Here is a 12,144-nt window from a genome sequence, read left to right on the forward strand (position 1 = left end):
GATGAGGCGCTTCCTGCCGGTCCTGCTCTTGTTTTTCTGGATCGAAAACGTCCACGCGCAGGACGCCAACGCGCCGGAATCCTTCCAGATCGGCCTGTCCACAAACCGCGTGGCGATCTCATCGGATTTTTCGGGCGCGGACCTCACCATCTTCGGCGCGCTCGACAATGCCGATCAGGTGCTTGCGCGGCAGGGGCGCTACGACATCGTCGTCGTGCTCGAAGGCCCCGCCCGCCCCGTCACCGTGCGCAAGAAGACGCGGGTCCTCGGTGTCTGGATCAACACCCAGTCGCAAAGTTTTACCAGCGTGCCGATGTCCTACGCGGTCGCGACGACGCGGCCCATGCAGGACATCACCCAGCCGGTCATGTATCAGCGTCTGGCGCTGGGTTCCGAAAACATCTTCATGCGCGCCGTGGAAGAAGAGCAGCAGCGCAACCCCGAGAAGGTGGCCGAGTTCACCGCGGCGCTGCGCCAGCAAAAGCGCGCCACCGGCCTTTACAACGAGCGCATAGGCGGCGTGCAGTTCCTGTCACCGAGCCTTTTCCGCGCCACGCTCAGCCTTGCGCCCAACGTTCCCGTCGGCACGCACCGCGCGCGCGCTTTCCTGTTCCGCAACGGCGTCTTCGTCAAGGAAACATCGGCGCAGTTGACGATCGTGAAAGCCGGTCTCGAGCAGCGCATCTACCGAACGGCACAGGATAACGGGCTTCTCTTCGGCCTTGCCGCCGTGCTTTTGGCCATCATCACCGGTTGGCTCGGGCGAATGATCTTCAAACGCGACTGACGCTGCGTCTGCTTATTTGAATTGAATCGGCGGGGCCGGGCTGTAGTTTCTCTCCATCAAAGGAGAGGAAACGCACATGACCAAATCCCATCTTTCCGCCGTCACGCTGAAGGGCGCCGCGATCGGAATTCTGGCCGCCTGCCTGACGCCGTTTTCGGCAATGGCGCAAACCGACTATCCCAATCAGCCCGTTACCATGGTGGTACCCTTCCCGGCAGGCGGCACGACGGACATCCTTGGTCGAATCGTCGCCTCCGCGCTCGGCCAGCAGCTCGGCCAGAACGTCATCGTGGAGAACCGCCCCGGTGCGGGCGGCAACATCGGCAGCGCCGCGGCCTCTCAAGCGGCACCCGACGGCTACACGCTCCTGATGGGCACGGTGGGCACCCATGCGATCAATGCCAGCCTCTATCCCGACATGGCGTTCGACCCCGTTGCCGACTTCACGCCGCTGTCGCGCGTCGCCATGGTGCCGAACCTGCTCGTCGCCAATCCCGACCAGCCGTTCACGACCGTTGCCGAAATGGTCGCCTATGCGCAGGAGAATCCGGACGAGATATTCTACGCCTCGTCCGGTAACGGGACTTCCATCCATCTTGCCGCCGAACTGTTCAAGCAGCAGGCCGGTATCGAGATGGAACACATTCCATTCGCCGGCAGCGCCCAGGCCATGATCGGTCTCGTGGCGAACGAAGTCGGCGTCATGTTCGACAATCTGCCGTCGTCTATCCAGCATGTCAGGAGCGGCGCGCTGCGTCCCATCGCGGTGACGTCAGCGGAGCGTTCGCAGGCGCTTCCCGACATTCCGACAATCGCCGAAAGCGGATTTCCAGGCTTCGAGGCCGCATCGTGGTTCGGCCTGTTCGTTCCTGCAAATACCCCCGACCCGATCGTCGAACGTCTCAACGAAGCGATCGTGACGCTCCTCGAAGATCCCGCCGTCATCGAGCGCTTCGCCGAACAGGGCGCCGTCGCCCATTCCGAAACGTCGCAGGAATTCGCAACCTTCATCGAAAGCGAATCTGCGAAGTGGGGCGAAATCGTCGAGATTTCCGGCGCGACGGTCGACTGACACATGACAGGGCGGATCGAAAGATCCGCCCGTTCCATTTCAGTCTGCGTGAAGCAGCCGGCGGTTCATCGGATAAAGCCGACCGTCGCCCATCATGTAGGCGACGAGATTGTCCGGGCAGAACATGTCCGAAAAGGCACGATCGAGCACGTTGAGCGCGCCGGTGAATGCGCCGAATGCCGGCATGATCAGCCGTGCCCCGTCGCTGGCGAAGCAGCGGCGGCGCACCGAGCGGCCACGCTGGACGATGCGCGCACCGGGATGCAGGTGCCCGGCGATCTCGCCCGCAAGCCGCCCCTTCGATGGTTCATGACGGAAGACCAGTGGGCCGACGGCGAGTTCCGAAACGGTGCCGCCCGGAAGGTCCGCCGGCTTTTCCGGGTCGTGGTTGCCGGCCACCCAGATCCAGTCGCGACCGCGCATGAGTTCCAGAAGGCGGGTGCGATAAATGTCCGGCATCCGTGCCGCGCCGCCGACATCGTCGAAACTGTCGCCGAGCGAGACGACGATCTTCGGACGATAATCCTCGATCACGCCTGCCAGCTTTTCGAGTGTCGCACCCGTGTCATAAGGCGGAAGAAGCCAGCCGCGGCGTGCATGGCGCGAACCTTTTTCAAGGTGCAGATCGGAGACAGCGAGAAGGCCGATTTCTGGAAAATGGATCGCGCCGCGTACATCGCAGACCATGCGCTCGCCCGCGACCACGCTTTCGCTGGTTGCCGAAAAGCGGCTTGCGTGGTCTCGGGCAGTCGCAGTCATCGGGTTCCCATGGCTTCGTCGATCAGGCTTTCGGCGGTTTCACCCAGAAGCACGTCATCGGCTTCGCCCGGCACGCGCTCCTTTCCGATCTCCAGCATGATCGGGACGGCCAGCGGCGAAATGCGTTCGAGTTGCTTATGCACGATTCGTCCCCTGATGCGCGAGAGCATCTCGGCAAGCCTCCTGACATCGAGCAGCCCCGATGCCGCGTCGGTTCGCGTTGCCTGAAGGAGAATATGGTCAGGATCGTGGCTGCGCAGCACGTCGTAGATCAAATCGGCCGAGACGGTCACCTGCCGCCCGGTCTTCTCCTTGCCGGGGTGGCGACGCTCGATCAGACCCGCGATCACCGCACAATTGCGGAAGGTGCGCTTCAGAAGCCAGCTATCGGCAAGCCACGCGTCGAGATCGTCGCCCAGCATGTCCTCGTCGAACAGGTCGGCAAAGGTCAGTTCGCCCGAACGGTGCATCTCGCCCATGTCGCGCAGGCCCCATATCGCCATCGAATAGTCGGTCGCCACGAACCCCATCGGCCGTGCGCCGCCGCGTTCCATACGGCGGGTAAGCAACATGCCGAGCGTCTGGTGCGCAAGACGACCGGCGAAGGGATAGGCGACGAGATAGAAGCGTTTGCCGCGCGGAAACGTCTCGATCAGAAGATCGTCGCGGCCGGGCAGCAGCGATTTCAGCTTCTGAAGCGTCAGCCATTCGGCAACCTGCGGGGGCAGGCTCTTCCAGCGCCTGGGGTCCGCCAGAATCGCGCGTACCTCGCTTGCCAGATAGGTCGACAGCGGGAATTTCGATCCGCCATAGGCCGGCACGAAGGCGTCCGCACCCGGCGCGTGGGACACATAGGCTTCGTTCTCGCGGATGCCTTCGAAGCGGACCACCATTCCGGCGAAAATGAACGTGTCGCCCTGCTTGAGCGTCTCGATGAAATATTCCTCGACTTTGCCGAGCGCGCCACCGCCCATCAGCCGCCCCCTGCCCCTCTTGCCGACAAGGCGCAGATTGAGCATCGGCGCCTCGACGATGGTGCCGACATTGAGCCGGTATTGCTGCGCGACCGACGGGTGCGAGACGCGCCACCGGCCGTCCTTCGTCTGCCGGATGCGGGCAAAGCGCTCATAGGTTTTCAGCGCATAACCGCCGGTCGCTACGAAATCGACGACGCGGTCGAAGGTTTCGCGGGTCAACGCCGCATAGGGCGAGGCGGATATGATCTCCTCGTAAAGCTCGTCGGCGTCGAACGGTTCGGCGCAGGCCATGCCCATGACGTGCTGGGCAAGAACGTCCAGCCCGCCCTCGCCGATCGGCGGCGTATCCTGCGCACCCAGATAATTCGCTTCGAGCGCCGCGCGGCATTCGAGCACCTCGAAGCGGTTCGCCGGCACCAGAATGGCGCGGCTCGGCTCGTCCATACGGTGATTCGACCGGCCGATGCGCTGCGCCAGACGGCTCGCGCCCTTCGGCGCGCCGACATGAACGACGAGATCGACGTCGCCCCAGTCGATGCCGAGATCGAGCGTGGAGGTGGCGACGATGGCGCGCAGGCTGTTGGTCTCCATCGCCTTTTCCACGCGGCGGCGCTGGGCGACATCGAGCGAGCCGTGATGAAGCGCGATCGGCAGATTGTCTTCGTTGGCGTGCCACAGTTCCTGAAACAGGAATTCGGCCTGGCTGCGCGTGTTGACGAACAGAAGCGTCGTCTTGTGATCGAGGATCGACTGGTAGATTTCCGGCACCGAATAGCGCGCCGAATGCCCCGCCCATGGCACGCGCTCGACCGAATCCAGAATGGTAATTTCCGGCTTCGCGCCGCCTTCCACCGTGATGAGTTCTGCCATCCTACCGGGCGGGTTCTGATTGACCAGCCAGCGGCGCAACTGGTCCGGCTCGGCGACTGTGGCCGACAGGCCGATTGTGCGCAGATCCGGCACGAAGCGGCGAAGGCGCGCGAGCGCCAGCGACAGGAGCTGACCGCGCTTGGAGGTGACGAGCGAATGCAGTTCGTCAAAAACCACGAACCGCAGATCGGCAAAAAAGCGCTCTGCATCCTTCGAGGCCAGAAGCAGCGACAATTGCTCCGGCGTCGTCAGGAGGATGTCCGGCGGCATCTGGCGCTGACGCTGGCGCTTGGACGATGGCGTGTCGCCGGTGCGCGTCTCGATGGCGATTGGCAGCGCCATTTCCGTCACTGGCTTCGTCAGATTGCGCTCGATATCGACGGCCAGCGCTTTCAGCGGCGAGATGTAGAGCGTGTGGACGCCGCGCCCCGCTGCTCCGGGCTTGCGCTTTCCGCGCTGCGCCAGATCGACCAGCGAGGGCATGAAGCCGGCCAGCGTCTTGCCCGCGCCCGTCGGTGCGATCAGGAGAACCGAACTGCCGGCTTCCGTGCGCGCCAGAAGGTCGAGCTGATGGTCACGCGGTTGCCAGCCCCGCGCGGCGAACCAGCGCGAAAAGGCTTCGGGCAGTGCGGTCGCGCCATGGAGCGAGCGGTCGTCATGCGGCTTGTTCACGGCAAAGATGTAGCGCCGGGCAAGGCGATGGCCAAGCGGGCCGCCTTTCCGGCGCGGTGAAAATTCCTATCTGATAGCGTGCATGGACCCGCATCGCCTCCTCATGCCTCGCCCCGAAGGGCTCTATTGCCCGCCCGGCGGCTTCTTCATCGATCCCGTGCGCCCGGTCGCGCGGGCGCTGATCACGCATGGCCATTCGGATCACGCGCGTTCGGGCCATGAGCACGTTCTTGCGACGCTGCAGACGCTCGACATCATGGCGCTGCGCTACGGCGCGGATTTCGCCGGGTCCAGTCAGGCGATCGGCTTCGGCAAAAGCCTCGACGTCGATGGCGTGAAAGTCTCGTTTCATCCGGCGGGGCATGTGCTGGGTTCAGCTCAGATCGCGGTCGAGAAGGACGGTCTGCGCATCGTCGCCTCGGGCGATTATAAACGCCGACCCGACTCGACGGCGCAGGCTTTCGAGCCGGTCAAATGCGATGTGTTCATCACCGAAGCCACCTTCGCGCTGCCGGTCTTCCGTCACCCCGACGACAGGCTGGAAATCGCCCGCCTGTTGAAATCGGTGGGGCAGTTTCCCGAACGTGCGCATCTCGTCGGAGCCTACGCGCTCGGCAAGGCGCAGCGCGTCATCAAGCTCATTCGCGAGGCTGGATACGACAAGACAATCTATATCCACGGCGCTTTGCAAAAGCTGTGCGACTATTACAAAAGCGAGGGCATCGATCTCGGCGATTTGCAGCCTGCTACCATCGAGCGTGGATCGAAGGCGCAGTTCGCTGGTGCGATCGTCGTCGGAACGCCCTCCGCCTTCGCCGACCGCTGGGCGCGACGCTTTCCCGATCCCGTCGCGTCCTTCGCTTCGGGCTGGATGCGCATTCGCCAGCGCGTCAAGCAGCGCGGCGTCGAACTGCCGCTCATCATTTCCGACCATTCCGACTGGGACGAACTGATCGACACGATCCGCGAGGTGAAGGCCGGCGAAGTCTGGGTCACGCATGGCCGCGAGGAAGCGCTCGTGCGCTGGTGCGAGCTTCAGGGAATCAAGGCGCGGCCGCTTCATCTGGTCGGCTATGAGGATGAGGCGGAATAATGGACCGTTTTGCCGAACTTCTCGACCGCCTGCTCCTGACCTCCTCGCGCAATGCGAAGCTGACGCTGATGCAGGATTATTTTCGCGAAGCGCCTGACCCGGATCGCGGTTTGGCGCTTGCGGCGACCACCGGCAATCTCTCCTTCAATGCGGTCAAGCCCGGCGTCCTGCGCGCATTGATGGCCGACCGGATGGACGAGACGCTGTTTGCCTATTCCTACGATTATGTCGGCGATCTGGCCGAAACCGTCTCGCTCGTCTGGGGCATCGACGCCGAGACGGATACGATCCCCGGCGGCGTCTCGCTCGCCGAGGCCGTCGAGCGGCTGCACGCGGCCAGCCGCTCCGATGCGCCCAAGGTGCTGGCTTCGCTTCTCGACAGGATGGAGGCCGCCTCGCGCTTCGCCACGCTCAAGCTCGTGACAGGCGGCCTGCGCGTCGGCGTTTCGGCGCGGCTCGCCAAGCAGGCGCTGGCCGATTATGGCGGCGTCCACGTCCACGAGGTCGAGGAACTGTGGCACGGGCTGGAGCCGCCCTACGAAAACCTCTTCGCCTGGCTCGACGGCAAGGGCGAAAAGCCCGTCCACGCTGCGCTCGCCATGTTTCGGCCGGTGATGCTGTCGAACGCCGTCGAGGACAGTGATCTGGCGCGCATCGAGCCTGAAGACTACGCCGCCGAATGGAAATGGGACGGCATCCGCGTTCAAGCCGTTGCAGAGGAAGGCGTCGCGCGGCTTTATTCGCGCACCGGCGATGATATTTCCGGCACCTTTCCCGACCTTCTCGAAGCGATGGATTTCGACGCGGCCATCGACGGCGAATTGCTCGTCGGCGTGCCGGGCGATCATACGGGCACCTTTTCCGACCTTCAGCAGCGGCTGAACCGCAAGGTCGTGACGCCGAAAATCCAGAAGCAGTTTCCAGCCTTCGTGCGCGCTTACGATCTGTTGCAGGAAGGGCACGACGATCTTCGCCGTTTGCCGTTCGCCGAGCGACGAAAGCGGCTCGAAGCCTTCGTGGCAAAGCTCGATCCGGCGCGGTTCGATCTTTCGCCGCTCGTGCCGTTCGACGATTGGGCGCAACTGGAAGACATGCGGCGCGCGCCGCGGCACCCTGTCATCGAAGGCGTCATGCTGAAGCGGCTCGATTCTCCCTATGTGCCCGGCCGCCCCAAGGGGCCGTGGTTCAAGTGGAAGCGCGATCCGCACACTGTCGATGCGGTGCTGATGTATGCGCAACGCGGCCACGGCAAACGGTCGAGCTACTATTCCGACTATACATTCGGCGTGTGGACCGGGCCGGAAGACCAGCCCGAACTCGTGCCCGTCGGCAAAGCCTATTTCGGTTTCACCGATGAGGAACTGAAGCTGCTCGACAAATATATCCGCGACAACACAATCGACCGTTTTGGGCCGGTGCGCTCGGTGCGCGCTGAGCCGGACCATGGGCTCGTCATCGAAGTCGCGTTCGAAGGGCTGAACCGTTCGACCCGGCACAAATCCGGCGTTGCGATGCGATTCCCACGCGTCTCGCGCCTCAGATGGGACAAACCCGCACACGAGGCCGACCGCATCGAGACGCTCTATGCGATGCTTGACGCGTAATCAGTCCGCCGGACGCACGCGGATCGCGAAAACATCTATGCCGCGCCCCTCGCCCGCAATGTCGGTCGTGATCGAGATCGAGCCGCCGCGTCCCGGCGCGGTATTTGGCAATGCTATTTCGAACAGATAATTGTCCTGCGCGGTGCCGATGTCGTAGCGCGTGCGTCCGCAATCGCCCATGGCGGCGAAATCACACTCGACCGAAATCTGCGTGCTCTCTCCATCGATGCCGCGCGCCAGGATCGCGAAGACGACACGCTGACCGGCGAACCGCTGCAACAGGTCCTGCCCGACCGCAAAAGAGATCGGCGCACCCGACGCGCCCGAGCGGATTTGCATATAGGCTCCGGATTCGCCTTCCACCGCTTCGGCCGACGCGTCCTCGGCCGGCGAGACGAGTTGAATGTCCTGAGGCTGAAAGATACCGGTCCACCCGGCGTCCGGGTCGACGCCGTCGGCGGACAGCGGCGGCGTGCCGGTGCGGCCGCGACTTTCATTGATCGCCGCCTCGATCTGGCGCATGTCGCTGCCGATCAGATGACCGAAGCTGGAGAAGGCCCACAGCGCCCCGGCGATAATTACGAGCAGAATCACGAGACCGGTGACGAAGGACAGCATCCGCCCGCCGCCGCGCCGCTTTTTTCCGGCAGGCTTCGGCGTGTCGAGTTTTGCCGCGCGGCGGCGGGGGGCGGCACGCGGTTCGTCGAACGAATCAAGCGTTGGAGCTTCATCGCCGGCAGGCATGTGCCGTTCGGCGCGCAGGTCCGGCTCGAAACTTTCGACGGGGCGAACGGGTTCGACCGCAACCGGCGCGACGGCGACAGGCTCCGGCGGCAGGGCCGGCATATGTTCCGTCTCGATCGACTTGACCGTCGCCTGCAGCGCCTTGCGGCGCTTGATGGCGTTCTCGACCGTCAGTTCCGGCCGCTCCTTCAGCGAGCGGTCGAGCGCGGCAAAGGCTGAGCGGTAGACCTTCTCACGAAAGTCCCGATCTTCCGAATTTCCCTTGGCAAGGGCTCGTCTTATGGCTTGCTCGATCCCGTCCAAGCGGCACCCTTATGTTCTTAACCGATCATTGACCATGACCGTTGCGACATCCTTAGACCATTGATGCCGAAAAGTGGGAACCGGTTTTCGGACGATATCATGGTCTGACTCTTGAAATCGCCGCAAGTCTGCGACGCCGAGCGAATCCACCTGGAAAGCTCTAACGTCGCAATTGCCGCTCTTCAATGCGCGATGTGCGGCCAGTCCAGCTTCACTCAACTTGCCCCCGCGTCGCGCTTGGTAGTAATGACGTTTACGAAAACGTCAAACTGCGGAGGACCGAATGGCGCTGCCGGATATCCTGAAGACAAATGTTCGCCTTCCCGTCGTCGGCGCCCCGCTGTTCATCATCTCCCATCCGCCGCTGGTGCTGGCGCAGTGCAAGGCGGGGATCGTCGGCTCCTTCCCGGCGCTCAATGCACGGCCGGCTTCTCAGCTCGACGAATGGCTGGCTGAGATCACCGAGAACCTTGCCGCGCACGACGCCGCGAACCCCGATACCAAGGCCGCGCCCTTCGCCGTCAACCAGATCGTCCACAAGTCCAATGTGAGGCTGGAGGAAGACCTGGCGCTGTGCGTCAAATACAAGGTGCCGATCGTCATTTCCTCGCTCGGCGCTGTCGAGGAGCTCAATCAGGCCGTCCACTCCTATGGTGGCATCGTCCTGCACGATATCATCCACGACCGGCACGCCCGCAACGCCATCAAGCGCGGCGCGGACGGACTGATCGCCGTGGCAACAGGTGCTGGCGGCCATGCCGGCACGCTGTCGCCCTTCGCGCTGATCCAGGAAATCCGCCAGTGGTTCGACGGCCCGCTCTTGCTCTCGGGCGCGATCGCCAATGGCGGCGCGGTGCTCGCCGCGCAGGCGATGGGTGCGGACATGGCCTATATCGGCTCGCCCTTCATCGCCACGCGCGAGGCGCGCGCAAGCGACGGCTACAAGCAGATGATCGTCGATTCGAAAGCCGCCGACATCGTCTATTCGAACCTCTTCACCGGTATCCACGGCAACTACCTCAAGGGCTCGATCGTCGCGCAGGGAATGGATCCGGAGAACCTGCCCGAATCCGACCCGTCCAAGATGGATTTCGGCAGCGCAAAGGCATGGAAGGAAATATGGGGCTGCGGACAGGGCATCGGCGCGATCGACGGCGTGGTCGGCGCTGCGGAGCTGGTCGAAAGACTGAAGCGCGAATACGACGCCGCCCGTAAAAAGCTCGCCGCGTGACGTCGGCGAATATCGTTCGGCGGCCGAGCGACGCACTGACGGCGGTCCTTTGCATGATTGCGGCCTGCGCGCTCGTCGCCGGCACGACGCTGATCGCAAAAATCCTCGGACCGGCGGGCGGCAGTGAAACGCCTTTGCACCCATTCCAGATTTCGGCCGGCCGCTTCGTCTTCGCGGCGATCGCGCTGACGCCATTCCTGCTTGCATATCGACCCTCGCTCAAAGGGGCGCGCTGGTCGAACCACATATTGCGGGTGCTGTTCGGCTGGGCCACCGTCAGTTCGCTCTTCGCGGCGGCCGGCCTGATGCGGCTGGCCGACGCCAACGCGATCTCCTTCCTCAATCCCGTGGTGGCGATGATCCTGGCGATCCCGCTTCTGGGCGAACGCGTCGGCCCCTGGCGTTGGGCCGCGGCCGCTATCGCCTTTCTTGGAGTACTGGCAATCGTCCAGCCAGGTTCCAGCGCATTTCAGCCGGCGGCGCTGATCGCGCTGCTGGCAGCGTTGTTCGGCGGAGCAGAAGCGATCCTCATCAAGAAGCTCGCCGATTCCGAACCGCCGCTGCGCATCCTCGCCATCAACAATTTCATCGGAGCGGCGCTTGCCGTTTCGATCGCGAGTTTCGTCTGGGTCTGGCCGACGCCGGATCAGTGGCTCTTGATGGTGATGCTCGGCGCGACGATGATCTGCGTGCAGGCGCTTTTCATTCAGGCTCTGCGGCGCGGCGACGCCAGCTTCGTCATGCCGTTCTTCTATCTGTCGCTGATCTTTGCCGCGTTCTACGACTATCTGGTCTTCGCGCAGTCGCCGACGACAGCAAGCTGGATCGGCGCAGGGCTGATCATCGCGGGCGCGCTCACGATCGCATGGCGCGAGCGCATCAACCGAAGGGCTGCCGCTTCAATTCAGTGATCTTCGGCGCATAGATCGTGATCGGCCAGCGAGCGCAGGACATCGCACTCGCCGACAGTGTGTCCCGCGCAGTGCCGGGTCATGCGCACCAGTTCCCGCTCCAGTCTTTGCAGGCGCGCGATGCGCGCGCGCACGGCCGATAACTGCTCGGCGGCGATTTCGTCGGCGGCGTGGCATGTGCGTTCGGGATGGCCCGACAGGTCGAGCAGATCGCGGATGGCATCGATGGAGAAGCCGAGATCGCGCGCATGGCGGATGAAGGCGAGCCGGTCGAGTTCCGGGCGTCCGAAACGCCGTTGATTGCCCTCGCTGCGCTCCGCAGGCGTGATCAGGCCGACATCCTCGTAATAGCGGATCGTGGGCACCTTGACGCCGGTTCGCCGTGAAAGATCGCCAATCGAAAACATCTAAAACCCTCTTGAACCTCCAGCCACTAGAGAGATTATGTATTGGTCCTCGATCAATCAAGGGGATCAGCGATGAGCGCCTCCTGCGGCCAAACTCACGTTTTCGACGGCATGTCGGACAGCTACAAGCGGCGGCTCTGGGCCGTGCTGATCATCAACGCCGCGATGTTCGTGGTGGAAATGACCGCCGGCACGATGGCCGGGTCGCAGGCGCTGAAGGCCGACGCGCTCGACTTCTTCGCCGATGCGATGACCTACGGCATCTCGCTCGCGGTCATCGGCGCCTCGCTGCGCGTGCGCGCCACCGCCGCCTTCGCAAAGGGCACGAGCCTGATCGTCATTGGCCTGTGGGTGTTCGGTTCGACCGTTTACCGCGTCGTGTTTCAGGACATGCCGGATGCCGGCGTGATGGGCGTCATCGGCTTCATGGCTCTCAGCGCTAACCTCCTCAGCGTGGTCATCCTGATGGCCTACAAGGACGGCGACGCCAATGTGCGCTCGGTCTGGCTGTGCTCGCGCAACGACGCGATCGGCAACGTCGCCGTCATGATCGCCGCGCTCGGCGTATGGGGAAGCGCGACCGCTTGGCCCGATCTGATCGTCGCCGGGATCATGGCGGGGCTGTTCCTCTACTCGGCCTGGCAGATCCTGCATCAGGCGTGGGCCGAATGGAAATCAGGCGGCGCCATCGCACATGATCATGCTCACTGATAG

The 12,144-nt window shown here is 63.6% G+C and carries 11 protein-coding genes; 7 read left to right on the plus strand and 4 right to left on the minus strand.

Features of this window, described 5'->3' with window-relative positions:
• Position 1 precedes the first annotated feature (1 nt).
• Positions 2 to 787 carry a TIGR02186 family protein gene (locus tag GTW25_RS02345; protein WP_252910367.1) on the plus strand — a complete coding sequence of 262 codons (786 nt, stop codon included), beginning with the start codon at positions 2 to 4 and terminating at the stop codon, positions 785 to 787.
• A 76-nt stretch (positions 788 to 863) separates the two neighbouring features.
• Positions 864 to 1,859: a Bug family tripartite tricarboxylate transporter substrate binding protein gene (locus GTW25_RS02350; RefSeq protein ID WP_252910368.1), complete on the plus strand. Its 996-nt coding sequence runs from the start codon at positions 864 to 866 to the stop codon at positions 1,857 to 1,859.
• A 39-nt stretch (positions 1,860 to 1,898) separates the two neighbouring features.
• Here GTW25_RS02350 and pdeM read toward each other — a convergent pair whose 3' ends face one another.
• Together pdeM and GTW25_RS02360 are read right to left on the minus strand one after the other, a co-directional pair.
• Positions 1,899 to 2,618: a ligase-associated DNA damage response endonuclease PdeM gene (gene pdeM / locus GTW25_RS02355; RefSeq protein WP_290127850.1), complete on the minus strand. Its 720-nt coding sequence runs from the start codon at positions 2,616 to 2,618 to the stop codon at positions 1,899 to 1,901.
• A complete protein-coding gene (locus tag GTW25_RS02360; protein ID WP_252910369.1) occupies positions 2,615 to 5,137 on the minus strand; it encodes a ligase-associated DNA damage response DEXH box helicase in 2,523 nt (840 codons plus the stop codon). The genes pdeM and GTW25_RS02360 overlap by 4 nt, the downstream gene beginning before the upstream one ends.
• 82 nt (positions 5,138 to 5,219) lie before the next feature.
• Here GTW25_RS02360 and GTW25_RS02365 point away from each other — a divergent pair, with 82 nt between their 5' ends.
• Both GTW25_RS02365 and GTW25_RS02370 read left to right on the plus strand, forming a co-directional pair.
• Entirely contained in the window at positions 5,220 to 6,230 is a 1,011-nt protein-coding gene (locus tag GTW25_RS02365) for a ligase-associated DNA damage response exonuclease (protein WP_252910370.1), read from the plus strand.
• Entirely contained in the window at positions 6,230 to 7,834 is a 1,605-nt protein-coding gene (locus GTW25_RS02370; RefSeq protein WP_252910371.1) for a cisplatin damage response ATP-dependent DNA ligase, read from the plus strand. Before GTW25_RS02365 ends, GTW25_RS02370 begins: the two co-directional genes overlap by 1 nt.
• Here GTW25_RS02370 and GTW25_RS02375 read toward each other — a convergent pair whose 3' ends face one another.
• Positions 7,835 to 8,881 (minus strand): hypothetical protein, encoded by a 1,047-nt coding sequence (locus tag GTW25_RS02375; protein WP_252910372.1) that lies wholly within the window; start codon positions 8,879 to 8,881, stop codon positions 7,835 to 7,837.
• A 283-nt stretch (positions 8,882 to 9,164) separates the two neighbouring features.
• Here GTW25_RS02375 and GTW25_RS02380 point away from each other — a divergent pair, with 283 nt between their 5' ends.
• Both GTW25_RS02380 and GTW25_RS02385 read left to right on the plus strand, forming a co-directional pair.
• Positions 9,165 to 10,112 carry an NAD(P)H-dependent flavin oxidoreductase gene (locus GTW25_RS02380; protein ID WP_252910373.1) on the plus strand — a complete coding sequence of 316 codons (948 nt, stop codon included), beginning with the start codon at positions 9,165 to 9,167 and terminating at the stop codon, positions 10,110 to 10,112.
• Positions 10,109 to 11,023: a DMT family transporter gene (locus tag GTW25_RS02385; RefSeq protein ID WP_252910374.1), complete on the plus strand. Its 915-nt coding sequence runs from the start codon at positions 10,109 to 10,111 to the stop codon at positions 11,021 to 11,023. The genes GTW25_RS02380 and GTW25_RS02385 overlap by 4 nt, the downstream gene beginning before the upstream one ends.
• On the opposite strand, the gene GTW25_RS02390 is transcribed toward GTW25_RS02385, so the two are convergent.
• Complete coding sequence (locus tag GTW25_RS02390; RefSeq protein WP_252910375.1) at positions 11,017 to 11,430, minus strand: MerR family transcriptional regulator; 414 nt, start codon at positions 11,428 to 11,430, stop codon at positions 11,017 to 11,019. The genes GTW25_RS02385 and GTW25_RS02390 overlap by 7 nt on opposite strands.
• 72 nt (positions 11,431 to 11,502) lie before the next feature.
• Here GTW25_RS02390 and GTW25_RS02395 point away from each other — a divergent pair, with 72 nt between their 5' ends.
• On the plus strand, positions 11,503 to 12,141 hold the full coding sequence (locus GTW25_RS02395) for a cation efflux transmembrane domain-containing protein (RefSeq protein WP_252910376.1): 639 nt from the start codon (positions 11,503 to 11,505) through the stop codon (positions 12,139 to 12,141).
• Positions 12,142 to 12,144: the final 3 nt, after the last annotated feature.

This window comes from Aliihoeflea aestuarii, from assembly GCF_024105665.1.
Lineage (GTDB): Bacteria > Pseudomonadota > Alphaproteobacteria > Rhizobiales > Rhizobiaceae > Aliihoeflea > Aliihoeflea aestuarii.